Origin of the sequence: Corynebacterium sp. HMSC065D07 (assembly GCF_001810695.1) — a bacterium.
GTDB lineage: Bacteria > Actinomycetota > Actinomycetes > Mycobacteriales > Mycobacteriaceae > Corynebacterium > Corynebacterium hesseae.
This window is the reverse complement of the sequence record NZ_KV802475.1, coordinates 1-20,491: the sequence shown is the minus strand read 5'-3', so window position 1 is coordinate 20,491 and position 20,491 is coordinate 1. Positions and strand designations below refer to the sequence as shown.

At 59.1% G+C, this 20,491-nt stretch carries 19 protein-coding genes, 2 tRNA genes and 1 pseudogene; 14 read left to right on the top strand and 8 right to left on the bottom strand.

What is annotated here, in order from left to right; translation table 11 throughout:
* The first annotated feature begins 35 nt into the window (after positions 1 to 35).
* Positions 36 to 779, top strand: a complete 744-nt coding sequence (locus HMPREF2760_RS11355) for a TetR/AcrR family transcriptional regulator (RefSeq protein WP_070519465.1) — start codon at positions 36 to 38, stop codon at positions 777 to 779.
* A 241-nt stretch (positions 780 to 1,020) separates the two neighbouring features.
* Here the strand turns inward: HMPREF2760_RS11355 and clpX are convergent, their stop codons facing one another.
* On the bottom strand, positions 1,021 to 2,316 hold the full coding sequence (gene clpX, locus HMPREF2760_RS11350) for an ATP-dependent Clp protease ATP-binding subunit ClpX (protein WP_070519462.1): 1,296 nt from the start codon (positions 2,314 to 2,316) through the stop codon (positions 1,021 to 1,023).
* 198 nt (positions 2,317 to 2,514) lie between these two features.
* On the opposite strand from clpX, the gene HMPREF2760_RS11345 reads away from it, so the two are divergent.
* Complete coding sequence (locus HMPREF2760_RS11345; RefSeq protein WP_070597438.1) at positions 2,515 to 3,819, top strand: MFS transporter; 1,305 nt, start codon at positions 2,515 to 2,517, stop codon at positions 3,817 to 3,819.
* Between the two features lie 41 nt (positions 3,820 to 3,860).
* The gene (gene fabG / locus HMPREF2760_RS11340) at positions 3,861 to 4,631 is read left to right on the top strand and encodes a 3-oxoacyl-ACP reductase FabG (RefSeq protein WP_070519458.1); all 771 of its coding nucleotides are present in this window, start codon (positions 3,861 to 3,863) and stop codon (positions 4,629 to 4,631) included.
* Between the two features lie 53 nt (positions 4,632 to 4,684).
* On the opposite strand, the gene HMPREF2760_RS11335 is transcribed toward fabG, so the two are convergent.
* Together HMPREF2760_RS11335 and HMPREF2760_RS11330 are read right to left on the bottom strand one after the other, a co-directional pair.
* On the bottom strand, positions 4,685 to 5,308 hold the full coding sequence (locus HMPREF2760_RS11335; RefSeq protein ID WP_070447792.1) for an ATP-dependent Clp protease proteolytic subunit: 624 nt from the start codon (positions 5,306 to 5,308) through the stop codon (positions 4,685 to 4,687).
* A 21-nt stretch (positions 5,309 to 5,329) separates the two neighbouring features.
* Complete coding sequence (locus tag HMPREF2760_RS11330; RefSeq protein WP_010190917.1) at positions 5,330 to 5,929, bottom strand: ATP-dependent Clp protease proteolytic subunit; 600 nt, start codon at positions 5,927 to 5,929, stop codon at positions 5,330 to 5,332.
* A 138-nt stretch (positions 5,930 to 6,067) separates the two neighbouring features.
* On the opposite strand from HMPREF2760_RS11330, the gene HMPREF2760_RS11325 reads away from it, so the two are divergent.
* From HMPREF2760_RS11325 to HMPREF2760_RS11305, 6 genes are all read left to right on the top strand, one after another.
* Positions 6,068 to 6,748 carry a metal-dependent transcriptional regulator gene (locus HMPREF2760_RS11325; RefSeq protein ID WP_010190918.1) on the top strand — a complete coding sequence of 227 codons (681 nt, stop codon included), beginning with the start codon at positions 6,068 to 6,070 and terminating at the stop codon, positions 6,746 to 6,748.
* A 115-nt stretch (positions 6,749 to 6,863) separates the two neighbouring features.
* Positions 6,864 to 7,331 (top strand): class Ib ribonucleoside-diphosphate reductase assembly flavoprotein NrdI, encoded by a 468-nt coding sequence (gene nrdI / locus HMPREF2760_RS11320; protein WP_005324049.1) that lies wholly within the window; start codon positions 6,864 to 6,866, stop codon positions 7,329 to 7,331.
* A 50-nt stretch (positions 7,332 to 7,381) separates the two neighbouring features.
* Positions 7,382 to 9,577: a class 1b ribonucleoside-diphosphate reductase subunit alpha gene (gene nrdE / locus HMPREF2760_RS11315; RefSeq protein ID WP_070597437.1), complete on the top strand. Its 2,196-nt coding sequence runs from the start codon at positions 7,382 to 7,384 to the stop codon at positions 9,575 to 9,577.
* Positions 9,578 to 9,628: 51 nt separating this feature from the next.
* On the top strand, positions 9,629 to 10,654 hold the full coding sequence (nrdF, locus tag HMPREF2760_RS11310) for a class 1b ribonucleoside-diphosphate reductase subunit beta (protein ID WP_012715216.1): 1,026 nt from the start codon (positions 9,629 to 9,631) through the stop codon (positions 10,652 to 10,654).
* Positions 10,638 to 10,910 carry a hypothetical protein gene (locus HMPREF2760_RS12795; RefSeq protein WP_034655492.1) on the top strand — a complete coding sequence of 91 codons (273 nt, stop codon included), beginning with the start codon at positions 10,638 to 10,640 and terminating at the stop codon, positions 10,908 to 10,910. Before nrdF ends, HMPREF2760_RS12795 begins: the two co-directional genes overlap by 17 nt.
* A gap of 39 nt (positions 10,911 to 10,949) precedes the next feature.
* Positions 10,950 to 11,531 (top strand): NADPH-dependent FMN reductase, encoded by a 582-nt coding sequence (locus HMPREF2760_RS11305; RefSeq protein ID WP_070524650.1) that lies wholly within the window; start codon positions 10,950 to 10,952, stop codon positions 11,529 to 11,531.
* Between the two features lie 173 nt (positions 11,532 to 11,704).
* On the opposite strand, the gene tig is transcribed toward HMPREF2760_RS11305, so the two are convergent.
* From tig to HMPREF2760_RS11290, 3 genes are all read right to left on the bottom strand, one after another.
* A complete protein-coding gene (gene tig / locus HMPREF2760_RS11300) occupies positions 11,705 to 13,060 on the bottom strand; it encodes a trigger factor (protein ID WP_070524649.1) in 1,356 nt (451 codons plus the stop codon).
* A gap of 73 nt (positions 13,061 to 13,133) precedes the next feature.
* Positions 13,134 to 13,207 (bottom strand) — tRNA-Pro (locus HMPREF2760_RS11295).
* A 138-nt stretch (positions 13,208 to 13,345) separates the two neighbouring features.
* Positions 13,346 to 14,164, bottom strand: coding sequence for a hypothetical protein (locus tag HMPREF2760_RS11290; protein ID WP_070597436.1), 819 nt, complete (start codon positions 14,162 to 14,164; stop codon positions 13,346 to 13,348).
* A gap of 214 nt (positions 14,165 to 14,378) precedes the next feature.
* Here HMPREF2760_RS11290 and HMPREF2760_RS11285 point away from each other — a divergent pair.
* A tRNA-Gly gene (locus HMPREF2760_RS11285) sits at positions 14,379 to 14,453 on the top strand.
* A 93-nt stretch (positions 14,454 to 14,546) separates the two neighbouring features.
* Entirely contained in the window at positions 14,547 to 15,374 is an 828-nt protein-coding gene (locus HMPREF2760_RS11280; protein ID WP_070597435.1) for an aldo/keto reductase, read from the top strand.
* Here the strand turns inward: HMPREF2760_RS11280 and HMPREF2760_RS11275 are convergent.
* Positions 15,371 to 15,844, bottom strand: a complete 474-nt coding sequence (locus HMPREF2760_RS11275) for a ribose-5-phosphate isomerase (protein WP_010191143.1) — start codon at positions 15,842 to 15,844, stop codon at positions 15,371 to 15,373. The genes HMPREF2760_RS11280 and HMPREF2760_RS11275 overlap by 4 nt on opposite strands.
* 110 nt (positions 15,845 to 15,954) lie before the next feature.
* Here HMPREF2760_RS11275 and HMPREF2760_RS11270 point away from each other — a divergent pair, with 110 nt between their 5' ends.
* A complete protein-coding gene (locus tag HMPREF2760_RS11270) occupies positions 15,955 to 16,326 on the top strand; it encodes a hypothetical protein (protein ID WP_070565211.1) in 372 nt (123 codons plus the stop codon).
* Here HMPREF2760_RS11270 and HMPREF2760_RS11265 read toward each other — a convergent pair.
* Positions 16,323 to 16,937 (bottom strand): mycothiol-dependent nitroreductase Rv2466c family protein, encoded by a 615-nt coding sequence (locus HMPREF2760_RS11265; protein ID WP_070597434.1) that lies wholly within the window; start codon positions 16,935 to 16,937, stop codon positions 16,323 to 16,325. The genes HMPREF2760_RS11270 and HMPREF2760_RS11265 overlap by 4 nt on opposite strands.
* Before the next feature lie 101 nt (positions 16,938 to 17,038).
* Here HMPREF2760_RS11265 and pepN point away from each other — a divergent pair, with 101 nt between their 5' ends.
* Entirely contained in the window at positions 17,039 to 19,579 is a 2,541-nt protein-coding gene (pepN, locus tag HMPREF2760_RS11260) for an aminopeptidase N (RefSeq protein WP_070597433.1), read from the top strand.
* A gap of 172 nt (positions 19,580 to 19,751) precedes the next feature.
* Positions 19,752 to 20,491 (top strand): annotated as a pseudogene (locus HMPREF2760_RS11255) (HNH endonuclease); the annotation flags it as partial.

Genomic DNA, 20,491 nt, shown 5'->3' with positions numbered 1-20,491 from the left:
CTGTACGCATATTCATCGACTAGACGGGACTTTCCATGAGCACTGAGACTGCAACGGTCGACTCCGGCTCTGTTGAGCACGTGATCGATGTTGCGATAGCGCAGTTTTCTGAGCACGGTTATGCCGATACCAAGCTCGAAACCGTGTCGAAGCTATCTGGAATGTCCAAGCGCATGATCCATTACTACTTCGGGGATAAAAAGGGCCTCTACCAGCAGGCATTGGCTGCAGCTGCCCAGCGGCTCAACCCTCCGGAGGGCAGCTTGGAAATCAATTCCGCGGTCCCGGTAGAGGGCGTGCGCACTTTGGTGGACTGGATGTTCCGCCAGCACGTGGACAACCCGGAGGCCATCCGGATGCTGACGATGGAGTCCTCTCACAGTGTGCTGGAGTCCTCGCACGCGCTTGTCGACGTTTCAGCGATCTCCCTCCACCTCGACAGGCTGCTTATGCTGGGCCAAGATTCCGGCGCCTTCCGCCCGGGCATTTCTGCGAACGATATCTTCACTCTGATTTCGGCGCTGACGATGTACCGGGTGACAAATCACGCGATGATGAGCAATCTGCTCGACATCGATATGCACACCCACAACAACACCGAGGGTCTGCACCGCATGGCCGTCGATGCCGTGCTGGCCTTCCTCACGGCGAACATCCCCGACATTGGCTTTGAGTCCTACCTCAAGCAGAACGAGACCGAGCTGGAAGCCGAATCCGCGCCCTTGGACGTCTACTCCACCGAGGACGAAGGCGACGTGTCCCGGGACCTCTACGAGTAGAACCCTCTTCCCAGCACCAGGCGGGCAATGAAACCACAGTAAAGGAACCATTTACCCGCCGGCCCGTGCATAATCCCAGGTCACGATCTCGCGCCATAGCTAAATGGTCCCACTCATCTGGTTCCTTTGCCCCCCAGCACGAAGATGGCATCTGACAGACGGCGTTTTTAGGCCTGAAAACGCCTTTTAGACAGCGCAAGAGGCATCTTCAGCCGTGAAGATGCCTCTTATAAGATGCCGTTTAGGCGGATTCCTTCGCCTCATCCGAGTACACGAACTCCGGCTCGCCGCCGTCAGTCACGCAGTCCTGCGTGATGTGGACGCTGGCAATGTCCTCGCGGTCCGGGAGGTCATACATGATGGGAACGAGCAGCTCCTCCATGATGGCGCGCAGGCCACGGGCACCGGTCTTGCGCTCGAGTGCTAGCTCGGCGATTGCCTCCAGCGCCGCATCCTCAAAGTGCAGCTCCGCACCATCCATGCTGAACAGGCGCTGGTACTGCTTGACCAGGGAGTTCTTCGGTTCCACCAGTACCTTAACCAGCGATTCGCGGTCCAGGTTATCCACCGTGGCCACAACTGGCAGGCGGCCGATGAATTCCGGGATGAGGCCGAACTTCACCAAGTCCTCTGGGCGCACCTGGGAGAAGAAGTCGACGGATTCCTTCTCATCCTTGGTCTCCAGCTTGGCGCCGAAGCCCACGCCCTTCTTGCCCACGCGCTCCGAAATCACCTTGTCCAAGCCCGCGAAAGCACCGGCCACGATGAAGAGGATGTTCGTCGTGTCCAGCTGGATGAACTCCTGATTCGGGTGCTTGCGCCCGCCCTGCGGCGGAATGGCCGCCACGGTTCCCTCGAGGATCTTCAGCAGCGCCTGCTGCACGCCCTCACCGGACACATCGCGGGTAATCGAGGGGTTCTCCGACTTGCGGGAGATCTTGTCCACCTCATCGACGTAAATGATGCCGTGCTGCGCGCGCTCCACATCAAAGTCCGCAGCCTGCAGCAGCTTGAGCAGGATGTTCTCAACATCCTCGCCCACGTAACCGGCCTCGGTCAGGCTCGTGGCATCCGCGATGGCAAAGGGGACGTCGAGCAAACGCGCCAGGGTCTGCGCCAGGTAGGTCTTGCCGGAGCCCGTCGGGCCCAGCATCAGGATGTTGGATTTGGCAATCTCCACTTCTTCATCCTGCGTCTTCTTCCGACGACCTTCCAAGCCCGCGGCTTCCTCAGCCTTAATGCGCTTGTAGTGGTTGTACACAGCCACCGACAACACGCGCTTGGCCTGGTCTTGGCCGATGACATACTTATCCAGAAAAGCCGAAATCTCCGAAGGACGCGGAAGGCGCATTTCCTTCTCTTCGTTCGCCTCAGCCTGAGCCGCGCCGAGCTCCTCCTCGATGATTTCGTTGCAGAGCTCGATGCACTCGTCACAGATGTAGACGCCGCCGCCGGCGATAAGCTTCTTCACCTGCTTCTGGCTCTTTCCACAGAAGGAACACTTGAGCAGGTCAGCGCTTTCTTGCATACGTGCCATGAAGGCCTTTCAACTCTTTTCTCTGGGGTTGGGTGGAGCGATTTTACCGCAGTCTATTCCACTCTAGTAAACCGCCCAGACCCGAGCGCTATTCCTCGCGCGGCGGCGCGCCACTGAATTTAAAACGGCAGTTAATGGACATAGACAGAGCGGTTCACTAACTTACATCGAAACCTCTCCATCAGCAGAAAGACTTTCATGGATATCCGCGAACTCATCGACCGCTCCCCCATGGGCGCGCGCCAGTGGCTCATCATCGCCATCGCCCTCTTCCTCAACGCTCTCGACGGCTACGACATGGTGGCCATGGCCTTCGGCGCCGGACCTGTCAGCGAAGAGTTCGCCTTGTCCGATTCCTCCCTAGGCTGGCTCCTCTCCGCCGCGCTCATCGGTATCGGCCTCGGCTCTTTCTTTCTCGCGCCGCTAGCTGACCGCCTCGGGCGCACCACGCTGATTACCGTCTCACTCATCATCGACCTCGTCGGCCTCATTCTCACCACCCTCGCGCCAACGTTCAGCCTTCTCCTCATCTTCCGCCTCATCACCGGCATTGGCGTCGGCGGCGTCCTCGTCTGCGTCACCGTCCTCGTCAGCGAGTCTTCCAACCTGCGCTTCCGCGGACTGGCCGTCGCCATCTACGCCTCCGGCTACGGCCTTGGCGCCTCCTTCTGCGGTGTTATCGCATCAACCTTCGATAGCTGGCAGCCCATCTTCTGGGTCGGCGCAGCACTCACCGTCGTGGCCCTTCTCCTCACGGTTGCTGTCGTCCCCGAGTCCGCCGACTTCCTCGCCGCCCGCGGCCGCATGGACGCCGTGCGCACCATCACCGCCAAACTCGGCCTCAAGGGCGAGGTCAGCGTCCGTCCCCGCACCAGCCACAAGGCGTCCTACACGGACCTCATCTCCCCACAGTTCCTGCGCACCTCCATCAAGCTCTGGCTGGCGTTCAGCTTCATCATGTTTGCTTACAACTTCACCTCACAGTGGACCCCGAAGCTGCTTACCGCCGAGGGCCTGACCGCCCAGCAAGGCATCATCGGCGGCATCATGCTCTCCTTCGGCGGGGCTATCGGCGCCATCCTCTTCGGCCTATTTACCACGCGCATCGACGCCCGCCCGCTGCTCATCGCCTTCTGTCTTGTCTCCTCTGTCGTCCTCGTCGGCTTCATCAACTCCACCGCCGTGCCCACCCTCATGTTTGCCCTCGGTGTCGGCGTAGGCCTTAGCCTCAACGCCTGCATCTCCGGCCTCTATACCGTCACCCCAGAGGCCTACCCTTCCGCACTGCGTACCACGGGAACGGGCGCCGCCATCGGCATCGCCCGCGTCGGCGCCACCCTCGCGCCTATCCTGGCCGGCTACCTCCTCGAAACAGGCTGGACCCCGACGGGCCTCTACACCCTCGCTGGTGTTACCGCGGTGCTGGCCGCGCTCTCCCTCATCGGCGTGCGTGCCTACACGGCGACCACAAAGCACAGCACGCCACAACCGGTAGCGGCCTAGGCTGGGACTCAGAGCCACCCTCAACCGCTAAGGAGCTTCACATGTTCGATCTTCAGGACCAGGTTGCCATCGTCACCGGCGGTGCCGCCGGCATCGGCCGCGGTATCGTCAGCGCCCTGCGCGAGGCCGGCGCGACCGTCATCATCGCTGACCTCAACGAAGAAGCCGCACACAAAACCGCCGAAGAACTCGGCGCGGACGCCCTGCTTGTCGACGTCACCTCGCGCGACTCCGTCCGCACCCTTTATAGGGACGTCGTCAAGCGCTATGGCCGCATCGACATTGTCTGTTCCAACGCCGGTGTCTTTCCCAACTGCCCGCTCGAGGACATGAGCGACGAGCAGTGGGACACCATGTTCGCCATCAACACGCACGGTACCTTCACCGTGGTGCAGGAAGCGCTGCCTTACATGAAGAAGGCGGGCTACGGGCGCATCGTCATCACGACGTCTATCACCGGCTCGCACACCGGCTACCCGGGCTGGGCGCACTACGGCGCGTCGAAGGCCGCACAACAGGGCTTCATGCGCTCTGCGGCACTGGAGGTGGCGCGCGATGGCATCACCATCAATGGAGTGCTGCCAGGCAATATCCTCACCGAAGGCCTTGAAGGCCAGGGCCAGGAGTACCTCGACCAGATGGCGCGCTCCGTCCCCATGCACCGCTTAGGTTCCCCGCGCGATATCGGCAACGCGGCGGCCTTCCTCGCTTCCCGCGAGGCAGGCTACATCACCGGCCAGACCCTCATTATCGACGGCGGCCAGATCCTTCCCGAGTCCCCCGAAGCCATCCTGCCGCCCTACGAGGCCTAAGCGCGACTAAAGCCCCGCTTCCTTTCGGATAGCGGGGCTTTAATTCTGCTCAGTTAAGCGTTGAGCTTGCGGTAATCAAAGACGGTATCGATGAGACCGTATTCGACGGCTTCCTGCGCGGTAAGGATCTTGTCGCGGTCGGTATCGATGCGCACCTGCTCTGCGGTGCGGCCGGTGTGCTCGGCCAAGGTCTCCTCCATGAGGCGGCGCATGCGCTCGATCTCGTTGGCCTCGATCTCAAGGTCAGAGACCTGGCCCTGCGTGCCCTGCGTACGCGGCTGGTGAATCAGCACGCGAGAGTTCGGCAGAGCGGCGCGCTTGCCCGGGGCACCGGCGGCCAGCAGAACAGCCGCAGCGGAAGCAGCCTGGCCCAGGCAGACGGTCTGCACGTCCGGACGCACATAGCGCATGGTGTCGTAGATGGCCATCAGCGCGGTGAAGGAGCCACCCGGGGAGTTGATATACATCGTGATGTCGCGGTCCGGATCCTGGGACTCCAGGACCAGCAGCTGCGCCATGATGTCGTTGGCGGAGGTGTCATCGACCTGGGTGCCCAGGAAGATGATGCGCTCTTCGAAGAGCTTGGAATACGGGTTGGTGGTCTTGGATCCCTGTGCGTTCTGCTCAATGAACTCCGGCAGAACGTAGCGGGAAGAAGGCATCTGAAGATTAGACATGGTGATAAAGCTCCTTGTTCCCTAGTTGGTGATAGGACCGTTAACGGACTCAATGACGTGGTCGACGATGCCGTATTCCTTGGCCTGCTGGGCGGTGAACCAGCGGTCGCGGTCCGAATCCTTGGTGATTTGCTCGAAGGTCTGGCCAGTGTGCTCAGCAATCAGCTCAGCCATCTCACGCTTGGTCTGCGCGAACTGCTCAGCCTGGATGGCGATATCTGCAGCGGTACCACCCACACCAGCGGAAGGCTGGTGCATCATGATGCGGGCGTGCGGCAGCGCGTAGCGCTTGCCCTTGGTGCCACCAGACAGGAGGAACTGGCCCATCGAAGCAGCCAGGCCCATGCCATAGGTAGCCACATCGCACGGCGAGTACTTCATCGTGTCGTAGATTGCCATGCCCGCGGTAACGGAGCCACCCGGCGAGTTGATATAAAGCGAAATATCGCGCGTGGGGTCCTCTGCAGACAGCAGGAGGATCTGGGCGCACAGTTTGTTGGCAATCTCATCATCCACCTGGGTTCCCAGGAAGATAATGCGCTCGCGCAGCAGGCGCTCATACACGCTATCGCTCAGATTCATACCCGTAGACGACGAGTTCATTGAAATCTTCTCAGACATGAATGGTTCTCCTTCAAGTGAAGAATGCTTTAACTGGCCCCACCTTACCGGCATTCCTCTCAAACTTGGCCTCTGTTCGCTATGAGCGTTGGGGCGCAGCACCAAAGGCGCATACGGAAGCTGGGTTAACATTTGCTCATGTCTGTTTCCGAGCTATCCACCAGTACCCAGAACTATTTGAAAGCAATCTGGGGGCTAAAGGAATGGTCGTCCGAGCCCGTTACCGCCACACTTATAGCGAAACAGTTGGGACTCAAGCTCTCCTCGGTTTCCGATGCAGTGCGCAAAATGTCGAAGCAAGGGCTCGTGTCACACACGCCCTATGGCTCTGTGGAGTTAACCGAACTTGGCAGGCAGTACGCATTGGTCATGGTGCGCCGCCACCGATTGCTTGAGTCTTTTTTGGTTCAAGCATTGGACTACACGTGGGACGAAGTCCATAATGAAGCCGAAAATCTCGAACACGCGGTGTCCGACATGCTCATAGAACGTGTAGATAAGTTCCTTAATTACCCCACTAGGGATCCGCACGGCGATCCTATCCCTACGGTTGATGGACAGATCACAATCCCCAGTGCGCACCGTCTCACCGACAGCGGTGCGCAACCGCAAGTGACCGTGGAACGCATTTCTGATTCCGACCCACAACTGCTGAAGTTCCTTGAAGAGCGCGGCATTGTCACAGGGGCTGTTCTTAGCACGCGCGAGGGAGCGCCCTTTTCAGATTCTCTCGAAATACAGGTGGCCGGCAGCACTCAGTGGGTAGTGCTTGGACGCCCAGCTACCGACGCAGTGTTTGTAGCACACCACAGCCGTTAGACCTTCCCCTTTGCATTAATCCTACTCTCACCTGCCCTTTTCAAAACTACGTTGGGCCGTAGTTGCAACTACGCCATTGCGTAGTTAGTCTTTTCGAATATCACCTATCCCACTTATGGCTAAGGCCAGGATGAGCAGGATTGCTATGTCAGACTCACCAGATTTGGTGTATTTTTCTAGCGTTTCAGAAAACACAAAAAGATTCGTCGAACGCTTAGATAGACCCGCGGTGCGCATTCCACTGCGCCCCAAGAAAACCGGGATGATCCAGGTTTCACACCCGTACGTACTCATCGTTCCCACCTACGGCGGAGGCTCGCTCAAACGCGCAGTCCCCAAACAGGTCATCGACTTCCTCAATGACCCAATCAACCGCTCCTTTATCCGGGGCGTTATTACCTCAGGGAATACCAACTTCGGAAGTGCTTACTGCGTCGCCGGACGCATCATTTCCGCCAAGTGCCACGTACCGGAGCTGTATCACTTCGAGCTTCTCGGCACCCAGAAGGACATCGCCGCCGTAAAGCAGGGCCTTCAAAAGTTTTGGGAGCAGCAAAAGCAGCTAACGATGACACCCCATTAATCCCCCACAAGATGAAGAACACATCCGCATCACACAGATTGGACAACACAATGTGGCCTCTTGATGCCACCCCCACACAGACTATTGGCGCTACGCCCCGCACTGCTTCAGCAGACAATGCCGGCGGTGTCGGCAAGCGCAAAAGCTACCACGCACTCAACGCGCAGCTGAACTTGTTCGACGCTTCTGGAAAAATCCAGTTTGACAAGGACATTCAGGCAGCACAAGACTATGTCACGCACCATGTCGCTCCCCGCATGCATCAGTTCGATTCCACCAAGCAACGCTTGGAATGGTTGGTTGATAACGAGTACTACGAGCGGGATTTCCTTGAGCTTTATGATGACGCCTTTCTGTGCGCCATGTACGACAGAGCACATCAAGCTAAGCACCAGTTCCGCACCTTCCTCGGCGCATTTAAGTTCTTTACTTCATATGCACTGAAAACCTTTGATGGCTCCCGATTCCTAGAAGGCTACGAAGAACGTGTCGCCACCACAGCTTTATACCTTGCACAGGGCGACGAAGAGCTCGCAGAAAAGCTGGTGGATGACATCATGACCGGACGCTTCCAGCCCGCCACCCCTACTTTTCTCAACGCAGGCAAAGCCCAGCGCGGCGAAATGGTCTCCTGCTTCCTCCTGCGAATCGAAGACAATCTGGAGAGCATTGGCCGCAGCGTGAACTCTGCACTGCAACTATCAAAGCGCGGTGGTGGAGTGGCCTTGTTGCTGAGCAATCTGCGCGAATCCGGAGCCCCGATCAAAAAGATTGAGAACCAGGCTTCCGGAGTAGTCCCAGTCATGAAAATTCTCGAAGATAGCTTCAGCTATGCCAACCAATTGGGCGCCCGGCAGGGCGCTGGAGCCGTCTACCTGCATGCGCACCATCCAGATATTCTTCGCTTCCTGGATACCAAGCGGGAAAATGCCGATGAGAAAGTCCGCATCAAGACTCTTTCGCTGGGGGTTGTTATTCCAGATATAACCTTCCGGCTGGCCAAAGAGAACAAGGATATGCATCTTTTTAGCCCGTATGACATCGCTCGCGAGTACGGCGTAGCCATGTCTGACATGTCCATCACCGAGTACTACGACGAGTTGGTTGCCAATCCGCGAATTTCTCACACGACCATTAAAGCCCGCGAGTTTTTCACCACGCTGGCTGAGCTTCAGTTTGAATCTGGATACCCCTACATACTCTTTGAGGATACGGTCAACCGCGCTAATCCCCTCAAAGGACATATCAATATGTCCAATCTGTGTAGTGAGATCCTCCAGGTCAATACGCCATCCACCTACGGCGCCTCAGGTAACTACACCACCGTTGGCCAGGACATTTCCTGCAATCTAGGGTCGCTCAACATCGCTAAAGCTTTTGAATCACCGGACTTTGGGGAAACTGTTGAAACCGCGGTGCGCGCTCTCACGAAGGTCTCAGACCTAACAAATATCGAAGCTGTTCCTTCCATCGCTCACGGTAATGCATCCATGCATGCCATCGGGTTGGGTCAAATGAATCTCCACGGTTTCCTGGCTTCCAAGCGTATTCCTTATGGCTGCGCCGAAGCACTGGACTTTACAAATATCTATTTCCTGACCGTGACCTATCATGCGCTCCGTGCATCCCATGCACTCGCGGTTGAGAAAGGTCAACGATTCACTGGCTTTGAAGAATCCACCTATGCCACTGGCGCCTACTTCGACAAGTACATCGACCAAGACTGGGTGCCGGCCACTGACCACGTAAAACAGCTATTCCATGAGGCTGGCGTGCAGATTCCTCAACGCGAGGATTGGCTACGCCTCAAGAACCAAGTGATGCAAGACGGCATCTACAACGCCTACTTGCAGGCAGTTCCACCCACTGGATCAATTTCCTACATCAATGACTCCACCGCGTCCATACACCCGATTGCCTCCAAGATTGAAATACGCAAGGAAGGCCGCTTGGGGCGCGTGTACTACCCCGCACCGGAAATGACCAACGACAACTTGGAGTATTTCGATGACTCCTACACCGTGGGGTACGAAAAAATCATCGACACCTACGCTATGGCCACCCAACACGTGGACCAAGGGCTTTCCCTGACTTTGTTCTTCACCGCTGATACCACCACGCGGGACATCAACAAGGCACAAATCTATGCCTGGAAAGCCGGAATCAAGACCTTGTACTACATCCGTTTACGCCAACCTGCACTCCAGGGAACCGAGGTCGAAGGCTGCGTTTCCTGTGCTCTGTAGGAACACGGTCCTCCCCTTGTCTACAACCATTCACTCAGAAAGAAGGAAGCTATGTCTTCAACATCGAACAGTGCTGAACTAACCAGCATTTCAGTTACACCGCCGAGCTACCGGCATGATCCTTCAGCCCGCATCCGCGCCATCAATTGGAACCGGGTGAGCGATGACAAGGATCTTGAAGTGTGGAACCGTCTCACCGCTAACTTTTGGTTGCCAGAGAAGGTCCCGCTTTCTAATGATCTCCCGGCATGGCAGAGGATGACACCCGAGGAACGCAACCTCACCATGCGGGTGTTCACGGGACTCACCACCCTGGATACTGTCCAGGCCACCGTGGGTGAAATCTGTCAGATTCAAGATGCCCGCACCGAACACGAGGAGGCCGTGTATACCAACATCGCCTTCATGCAGTCAGTCCATGCCCGTTCTTACTCTTCAGTGTTTTCTACCCTGAGCAGTACAAAGGAAATTGATGAAGCATACCGCTGGGCGGTGAATAATGACCTTCTCCAGGCACGCGCCAAGAAAGTGCTCGCGCACTATTTTGGGCCGGATCCACTCAAACGCAAGGTGTCATCGACGCTGCTTTCCTCGCTGCTTCTCTACGCGGGTTTCTATCTTCCCTTGCACTTTTCTGTCCACGCCACCCTGACAAATACGGCAGACATGATTCGCCTCATTCTGCGTGATAAGGCAGTGCACGGCTACTACTCGGGTTACAAGTATCAGCGCGGTCTGGAATCCACGACCCCGCTACGGCAGAAGGAAATGCATGATTTCACCATTTCTTTGCTCGAAGAGCTTTATGCACTAGAGCTGGACTATTCCGGCGAGCTATATGAGCCTTTGGGACTCATGGATGACGTAGCCGTGTTCGTTCGCTATAACGCCAACAAGGCACTCATGAATTTGGGCTACCCGGATTATTTCCCGCCCGAAGAAACGGAAGTGAACCCAGAAATCCTCGCCGCCCTAGCCCCCGGAGCAGATGAGAACCATGACTTCTTCTCTGGATCTGGTTCCTCCTATGTCATTGGTACTGCTGAAGAAACGAGTGATGATGACTGGGATTTCTAAACCTTTTCCGCGACCGGACCAAGGAAGCTGGCTTGAGACCATCGCGCTGTTTGAAGCCATCCGCGAAGGAAACCAACCCGCAGCCATGCGGCTTTTGAATACATCCGCCGCACGAGAGGCCGTCCTCGGGGGGCTTCTAGGGCTCATCGAGCTGTACTTCCGCCATGAAGAAGGAGACAAAGTAGATGGCTTCCTCACTGCCGCCCACGCTGCCGGCCCACCACCGGCCTTTGGCTGCAAGCCCTTTCTCCCCTGACCACGTCTCCCTACACCCAACTAAGAAAGAAGGTTTACCATGACCACCCCACGTATCAGCGTTATCGTCGGCAGCCTGCGGCGAGGGTCATTTACACGCAAGATTGCACACGAGGTGCTCACGATGATCCCTGAAGACTACGAGGCAAACATCGTGGAAATCCGTGACTTGCCGCTCTATGACTTCGACTACGATGACCCCGCCGTCACGGACAAGCCCACTCCGGCTGAGTACACCACTTTTCGCGAGTCCATCAAGAACTCGAGCGGGATCCTCTTCATTACGCCAGAGAACAACCGCACTATCCCCGCCTGCCTCAAAAACGCAGTGGACATCGGCTCTAAACCCAACTCAGATGTGGCGTGGAAGAACCTTCCCGCAGGTATCATTAGCCACTCTGTAGGCCGTATGGGCGGCTACAGTTCACAGAAGAACCTTCGCCTCGCCCTGTCCTACTTCGATATGCCGCTTCCGGGTCAGCCCGAAGTATTTCTGGGTCAATCCCCCACCCTTTTCGAAGAGTCCGGACATCTCAATGAACGCACCGCAGACTTTGTCAAGGATTACGTTATGCGCTTCCTGCAGCTAACCGACAAGGCCTTTAGAGCCACGAACGGCTAGCGGTATCCCCAGCCAACACCCATCACGCCCTCTACGAAGTACTCAAAGACTCCTAGAGGGCGTTCACAATGACACAAACCCCGGATTCAGGCTCATCCTTGAGTTACCTGAATCCGGGGTTTCACGCGCGCTCGCCACCACACATGTGGCAGCGGCGTTTTACAAGCGGGAGATTACTTCTCCTCGGAAGCCTCAGCCTCGTCCTCATCGATCTCACCGAAGTACTGGTCAACATCAACCTTGTTGCCAGCCTCGTCGGTGACCTCAGCGCGGCAGATAGCCATAGCCAGGGCCTTGCCGCGGCGCACGTCAGAGAACAGGTTGCCCAGCTGGTTGCTGGACTGCAGCTGCTGGATGAACTGGTTCGGGTCCATGCCGTAGGACTGGGCGGTGAACAGGATGTGGTCGGTCAGCTCCTGCTGGGACACCTCCGGCTCCTCAACCTCAGCGAGTGCGTCCAAGAAGAGCTGGGTGCGCACGGATTCCTCAGCGGACTTGCGAGCGTCAGCGTCGAACTCCTCGCGGGTGGTGCCCTGCGCCTCAAGCAGCTGTGCCAGTGCCTTCTCGTCGTGAGCCAGCTGACCCATGACCTGGTGCAGCTGAGCGTGGACCTGCTCGTCCACCACGGAGGCGGGGAGCTCAAAGTCAACGTCGGCAAGCGCGGCCTTGAGGACCTCATCGCGGATGGCGGCAGCCTGCTCGGACTTCTTGGACTCCTCGACGCGGGTCTTGGTGTCCTCGCGCAGCTCGTCAATGGTGTCGAACTCGGAGGCCATCTGTGCGAACTCGTCGTCGAGATCCGGCAGCTTGCGCTCCTTGGTCTGCTGGACGTGGACCTTCACGGTGGCCTCGTCGCCCTCGTGCTCACCGGACTGGATGGTGGTGGTGAACTCGTTGTCCTCGTCGGTCTTCATGCCGCGCAGAGCGGTGTCGAGCCCCTTGATCAGGTTGTCGTCGCCGATGCGGTAGGTCATACCCTCGTGGGAAGCCTCATCCAGCTTGGTGCCGTCAACCTCGGTGGTGATGTCGATAATGGCGTAGTCACCAGTCTTCATCTTGCGCTTGGTGTCCTTGAGCTCACCGAAGCGGGAAGCCAGGTCTTCGAGCGCCTTGTCGACGTCCTCTTCGGAGGTCTCCAGCGCCGGCACCTTAACGGAAATCTTGGAGAAGTCCGGCACCTCGAACTCGGGGCGGATATCTACCTCAGCGGTGAACTCGACGAAGTCGTTGTCCTCCAGCTTGGCAATGTCGATCTCCGGCTGACCAATAACCTTGAGATCGTTTTCGGTAACGGCCTGCTCGTAGCGGGACGGCAGCATGTCGTTGACTACCTGCTCGAGGATGGGGCCACGACCAAAGCGGGCGTCGATAAGCTGGCGCGGAGCCTTGCCCTTACGGAAGCCCGGGATGGAAACCTGCTGCGCGATCGCCGCGTAGGCCTGAGCGATTTCCTTGTCCAGCTCAGCGAACGGAACGTTGACGGTGAGCTTGACGCGGGTATCGCTCAGCTTGTCTACGGTGGTCTTCACGAGAAACTCTCCTGATTGTGATCGTCTAAAAATGTAATGAAGGGGCCTGGATGCGTGTCCAGGCCCCCATACGTCGGGGCGACAGGATTTGAACCTGCGACCCCCTGCTCCCAAAGCAGGTGCGCTACCAAGCTGCGCCACGCCCCGTATGGAAAGCCTCTGCGCCCGGAAGCTCCGAACGCAGCTGCGCTTCATACTGGGGCTAGTGTACCGATAGCCGCTTGACTATCCCAACACCGGCCCCATTTTAGGTTCATTTATGCATGTCAGAGGATGTTTAACCGCTTAGAAGTCGAAGTCGAAATCAAACATTCCGCCATCGCCTCCGTCGCCGCCAAAGAGGCCATCGAAGAAGCCACCATCGTCGCCTCCCCCAACATCGCCAGCGCCCACATCACCGGCTCCGTCCAGGGCACCGCCGTCCATGCCTTCAGCGCCGCCGAGGTCTCCACCCCAGTCGCCGCTTTCAGCCGCCGCGGCGGAGTAGCCGACGCCGGACATGCCCGCGAACATGGCGTTGAACATCATGGAGTAACCCACCATCCACACGCCGGTGGTCAACGCATCAGCCCACCACGGGCGCGAGTACCAACCGGCCGGGACTGGGCGCCCAGCCACGACACCGCCCGGGTAGTAGTTCGGGGTTTGCGCAGATGCGCTTGGCGACGCCGTCAGCGTCTCCCCGTTTGCTTCCACCGTGCGGGTTTCCGTGACCTTGCCGGCCTGGCGCTGACCCTCCAGCGGCGGGAGTTCGGGGCCTGGGTCCATGCCCATAATCTCGCGCGCGGCCGCCACATAGTACAGCCCCTCCAGCGCGGACTCTCGCGCGAGGTGCGCTTGCTTTGCGGTTGTGGCGCGGGAAATCGCCGAGTTGGCGGCGGTAAAACGCTCGGAGGCATCCGCCATGGCCTGCTGGGAGGCAGTATCCGTGCCACTCAAGTTCATCACCTGACCGCCAAGGCGCTCGGTCCACCGGCGGGCATCCGCCATCGCGTCCTCAAAACGTTGGGATTCTCGCAGCTCCTGCTGCTTTTTCCCGCTTCTCGAGGAGAGTAACCATGCGCCACCACCGACGACGAGGATAAGGAGCAATAACGAGCTCACGAAAGCACCACTTTCATCTCAGAGTTGAATTGCGTGTCGAACTATGTGTTGTTTTGCTTGTACGCCTACCCAAACTAACGCGCTTTACCCCGCTTAAGTTCCCATTTTCCTTTCAGCGCCCGCGTGCGCTAAAGTAGTCGGCACGCCGATTCAACGGCTTTCAACGTTGAGACTTTCAAAGTCAAGACCTTGAAAGTTGAAGATTGCCGGTTGTGGGAATGTCGTATAGTGGCTAATACCTCAGCCTTCCAAGCTGAAGACGCGGGTTCGATTCCCGTCATTCCCTCCAAGGAAAAGCCGCGCTAACCACCTAATTTAGGTAGTTGGTGCGGTTTTAATCGTTTTCTGCACGGATGACCAAGCTCTGCGTAGAGTGGGCCGCATGACTGTACCTAATATCAAATTGCACGATGGAAACTCCATCCCGCAGCTCGGCTTCGGCGTCTTCAAGGTTGACCCCGACAAGACCGAAGAGCTGGTCCTCGAGGCCCTCAAGGTGGGCTACCGCCACATCGATACCGCTGCCATCTACGGCAACGAGGAAGGCGTGGGCCGCGCGATTGCCAAGTCTGGCATCCCGCGCGAGGAGCTGTTCATCACCACGAAGCTGTGGAATGACCGCCAAACTGACGCAGCCGCAGCCCTCGATGAATCTTTGGAGAAACTGGGGCTCGACTACGTTGACCTCTACCTCATCCACTGGCCCTGTCCGGACAACGGCCACTACGTCGAGGCATGGAAGCAGCTCATCGAGCTGAAGAAGGCCGGCAAGGCAAAGTCCATCGGTGTCTCCAACTTCGAACTTGAGCACTTGGACCAGCTGGAAACCCAGACTGATGAAACCCCCGTGGTCAACCAGGTAGAGCTGCACCCCTACCTGCAGCGCTGGCGCGAGCTCGATGCCTTCCGCGCCCACCAGGTGCATATCGAAGCCTGGGGCCCACTAGGCCAGGGCAAGACGGATCTCTTCGAGCAGCCGGAAATCACCGAGCCCGCCGAGAAATACGGCGTCTCCCCCGCTCAGGTGATCATCCGCTGGCACCTACAAAATGGCGTCATCGTGTTCCCGAAGTCCGAAAACCCGGAGCGCATCGCGCAGAACTTCGATGTATTCGGCTTTGAGCTTGATGATTCCGAGATGGCCGCCATCACCGTTCTCGACCTTGGGGAAGAGGGCCGCGGCGGCACTCACCCCAAGGACATGAACTAAGCCTCCGGAAGCTCCGGCGGAATGTTGGTGCGCTCGTACTCGGCAAGAATGTCGATGCGGCGCTGGTGGCGCTCGGCACGGGACCATTCCTGATCAAGGAAAGCGTCCACGATGGCGAGTGCCTCCTCCTCAGAGTGCATGCGGCCACCGATGCCGATGAGCTGGGCATTGTTGTGCTCGCGGGCCAGGCGTGCGGTCTCCGGGGACCACGCCAGGGCGCAGCGCGCGCCCTTCACCTTGTTAGCGGCGATCTGCTCGCCGTTGCCGGAACCACCCAGCACGATGCCGAGCGAGCCCGGATCGTTGACGGTCCGCAGCGCGGCCTCAATGCAAAAAGCCGGGTAATCATCCTCGGCGTCGTACTCATGGGCACCGCAGTCAATGACGTCGTGGCCCTGTTTCTTCAGGTGTTCGGCGATGACGTTCTTCGTCTCGAACCCTGCGTGGTCTGCTCCTAAATAAACGCGCATGGCCCACATCTTAGCGGTCAGCGGGCACGCCCGCCGACCCGTTTTAGCAATAACTCAAAATTGATATGGTGGGGCACGTCTACTCCCCTAGGAAGGACCCCGCTATGCCCATGACCACACGCGTCTGCTTTCTTTACGTCGGCGCAATCCTTGTCGGCGCAGGTTTATTCGCCGCCGGTTTCTTCACCGACAACGTCTTCATCCTGCCACTTCTCTTGGCAGCAGTGATGACGCTGGCCCACCTCGGCGTGGGTCTGTGGTGGCTCCTGCATAAGCCACGCACCGCCGGCGGAATCACCGCCGGCGTCCTAGCGATACTTGCGGGCGCTTCGTGGGCCACGTGGCTAGCCGCCGAGTGGGAGGAATACCAGGCGCAGAGCTATCTGCCCATCATTAACATCGCGGGACTTCCCGCTTTCGTGCTCACCCCTATCGTCCTGGTCTGCGTCATCGTGGCGGCAATGCGCAACCGCACGCGTTAAACCTGGGGTTCTTCGGTGCGGGAGCGCTTGAGCTCGAAGAAGTACGGGAACTGGGCGAGGCGCACGGAGGCGTCGAAAAGCTCGCCAGCTTCCTCGCCGGTGGGAACGCGCGTAATGACCGGGCCGAAGAAGGCGGTATCGCCGAACTTCACCACCGGGGTGCCGACCTCATCGCCGACCTCGGAGATGCCGCGGTTGTGGAACTCGGTAAGCTTCTCATCCATCTCTTCGGTGTTGGCCACGGAGGCGAAGGTGGCGGGGAGGGAGGCGTCGTCAAGCGCCTGCTTGATGATGTCGTCGTAGGCTCCGTAACCCTTCTTGCCGCCCTGGCCCTCCGTGTGGATGCGGGTGCCCATGGCGGTGTAGAAGGCATCGACCTTGTCCGGGGCCTCCACGGCAATCTTGGCCGCCACGCGGGCAGGACCCCAGTTGGCTTCCATCATCTTCATGTACTCCGGATCCAGGTCACGGCCCTTGTTGAGAACGGAGAGGGACATCGGCTGGAAGGTCACCTCGATATCGCGGACTTTCTCCACCTCCTTAATCCAGCGCGAGGTCAGCCACGCGAAGGGGCATGAGCAGTCGAACCAGAACGTCACTTGTTGAGCCACGGTAAATCTCCTTTGTTTCTGTGGTCTTTGGCACCCCACCCTAGGCGTGTGACTACGCTGGTGCAGAGACTTTAGGTACAGAGAAAGAGGAGATGCACCTTATGACCTCGATTAACCTCACCCGCGAGGAAGCCCAGCAGCGCTCCGACATGGTGGAGGTAAGCCACTATGACGTTGCCCTCGACCTCACCGGGGAGGAGTTTTTCACCTCCACCACGGTGGTGAAGTTCCGAGTTAAGAAGGCCGGTTCTACGTTTATTGACTTGCGCGGCGACGAGCTTCTCGAGGTCCGCCTCAACGGCGCTCCCCTGCCCACCAGCGCTTATGACCCGACGTACGGGATCCCGCTATCGGGTTTACAGGTGGCGGAGTATGAGCTGAAGGTCGTGGCGAAAATCCGCTATTCACGCACGGGCGAGGGACTGCACCGCTTCGTTGACCCGGTCGACGGCGAGGCTTACCTCTACACCCAGTTCGAGACTGCCGACGCCAAGCGCGTCTTCGCTTGCTTTGACCAGCCGGATTTGAAGGCGACGTACTCGCTGGCTTTTGAGGTTCCGGAGCACTGGACCGTGATTACGAACTCCCCCATCACGCGTTCGGGCAATACCGTGCGCGCGGCGGTGGACTACCCGCTGTCGACCTACCTGATTGCGCTGTGCGCGGGCCCGTACGCCGGCGTGACGGATACGTGGACAGGCACGCTGGCGGAGCACCCGGAGGGCTCACCGGCTAAGTCCGTTGAGGTGCCGCTGGGGATTTACTGCCGCCCCTCCCTGCTGGAATCGCTCGACGCCGAGCGCCTGTTCACGGAGACCAAGCAGGGCTTCGATTTCTACCACCGCAACTTCGGCTTTGCCTACCCCTTTGGCAAGTACGACCAGATTTTCGTGCCGGAGTTCAACGCCGGCGCAATGGAGAACGCCGGCTGCGTGACCATTCGCGATGAGTACGTCTTTACGTCGCAAGCCTCGCACTACAAGTATGAGCGCCGCGCGGACACCATTCTGCACGAGCTGGCGCACATGTGGTTCGGGGACCTCGTGACCATGCAGTGGTGGGATGACCTGTGGCTCAACGAATCCTTTGCCACGTGGTCGGCGGCGATTTCTCAGGCGGAGGAGACCCAGTACGACACCGCGTGGGTGACCTTTGCCAACGTGGAGAAGGCCTGGGCCTACCAGCAGGATCAGCTGCCCACGACGCACCCGATTTCCACAGATGCTTCTGACATTGAGACCGTGGAGCAGAACTTTGACGGCATTACCTACGCTAAGGGCGCGTCGGTGCTCAAGCAGCTGCAGGCCTACGTGGGCCGCGAGAACTTCTTTGCCGGGGTGCGCCGCCACTTCCAGGAGCACCAGTGGTCGAACGCCACCTTCGGGGATCTGCTGCGCCACCTCGAGGAGGCCTCAGGGCGCGACCTATCCTTCTGGGCGCAGCAGTGGTTGAAAACTTCAGGAGTCAACACGCTGGGTGTGGCGCTGGAGACGGACGAGTCCGGCACCATCACACAGGCCCACCTCACCCAGCGCGGCGATACCCTGCGCACGCACCGCGTCGCCGTCGGCGTCTACGCGCTGCAGGGTGAGAAGGTGGTGCGCACCGAGCGCATCGAGATGGATATCGATGGCGCCTCCACCGAGGTTCCGGAACTCATCGGCCGCAAGCAGGCGGACATCGACTTCGTGCTGACAAACGACGATGACCTCACCTACTGCCTCATCGAGCTGGATGCGGGTTCCCTTGAGTTCCTGTTGGAGAATATCGAGAAGTTCGAGGACCCCATGGCCCGCACTTTGTGCTGGTCCACCGCGTGGGAGATGACCCGCGCGGGCTCGATGCGCGCCCGCGATTTCGTGGCGCTCGTGGCCCGCGGTGCGGCAGCGGAGACCGAGCTCGCCGTGCTGGAGCGCATCCTCTCCCAAGCTGCCATGGCCCAGTCCACTTACGCCGACCCAGAGTGGGCAAAGGAGGATACGCAGCTTGCCGACGCCCTCCTTGAAGGCGCCCGCTCCGATAACACCGCGCGCTCCATCGTCTTCACCCAGGCGCTGGCTGGCATCAAGCTTCACGACGCCTCCCGCACCTTCTTCCAGGAGCTCCTCAAGACCTCCTCGGATGCGAGGCTGCGCTGGAAGGCGCTCACCGCGCTCATCGCTGATGGCTCGCTTGCCGACGTCACCGGTCCCGAAGCCGCCGGCGCCGCCATGACGGCGGTGGCTGAGGAACTCAAGCGCGATAACACCGCGACAGGCTACCAGGCCTCGCTTAAGGCGTTGGCCGCGGTTAATACCGAGGACAACAAGCGCGCGGTGTGGGACGAGATTGTCGCCGGCGAACTGGGCAACCGCGACTTGGAGTCCAAGCTCGCGGGCCTGACGTTCGTAGGCGCCGACGAGCTCCTGCCGAGTGCGGAGTTCTTCGACGTGGCGGAAAAGATTTGGTCCGCGCAGTCCAACGAGATTGCTCTGACCACGGTGACCGGGTTGTTCCCGCGCTGGGATGTCAGCCAGGAGACCCTCGACCGCGCCGATGAATTCCTCTCTCGCGACCTGGCCGGTGGCCTGCGTCGCGCCGTGACCGAGCAGCGTGACCGCCTCGCCCGCGCCCTGCGCAACCGCGCCGTCGACCGCGGTTAACACCGCGTCTAGCCCCTCCCTGAGGGGCTTTTCTCGTTCCGTCCCTCCCCACAGCTGCCGTTCCCCCAACCAATCCCTTTCCCTGCCCTTAGTCGGCGTTAACCCTGCCTCTGAGCAGGAATTTAATTCCTCCGGTTGCGGGGCCCACGGTGCTGTTTTAGTCTCTGTGCCCATGGGGGATATCGAAACCTACATCCGCCTCCGCAATTCGGGGATTGCGCTGGTGGAAAACATTCCTGGCTCACCCGACGAGCTCCGCGCACTCGGCGCTTCTGCTTCCGATGCCGCCGAGCTTGCAAACCTTAACCAGGTGTATTTCGGGCCCACCCGCTTTAGCGGCAAGCAACGCAAAGCCCGGACCGCAGCCCTTCAACAACGCCACAGCCTGGGCACCCTCACCCTCATCGAGTCCTACACCGCGAAGGTGAAGAAAACCCTCGACGCCTGGAACCTGCGAATCAAACTCGCCGCCACCCCCGCACACCGCATCCCCACCGTCGCCGCCACACGACTGAAAGAACTCCGCTCCAAACGCATAGCCAAACCAGGCGTGCGCATCACCTACCGCACGCAAGGCCCCAACACCCTCTCCATAACCGACGATGCCACCACGATCGCCAACATGCGCGGTGTCCTCGAATCCACCAACACCACCGACCTGCTTCAAGCCGCCAACGACATCTTCTTCAACAAAGCAGGCGGTTCCAAGCCTGCGGTGCGCACCCAAGTCATCGTCACGTTGAACGAGTTGGACCAGATCATTAACGGCGAGGGTGATGAAATCGAGCTCAACCTCACCAACGGCGGGCGCATGACCGGGGCGGAATTCCTCACCCACAAATTTGCCGAGATTGGGTATGCCACCATCGTGCACCCTCTTGAAGGACCCATCGACACCTTCCGGCTAGAGCG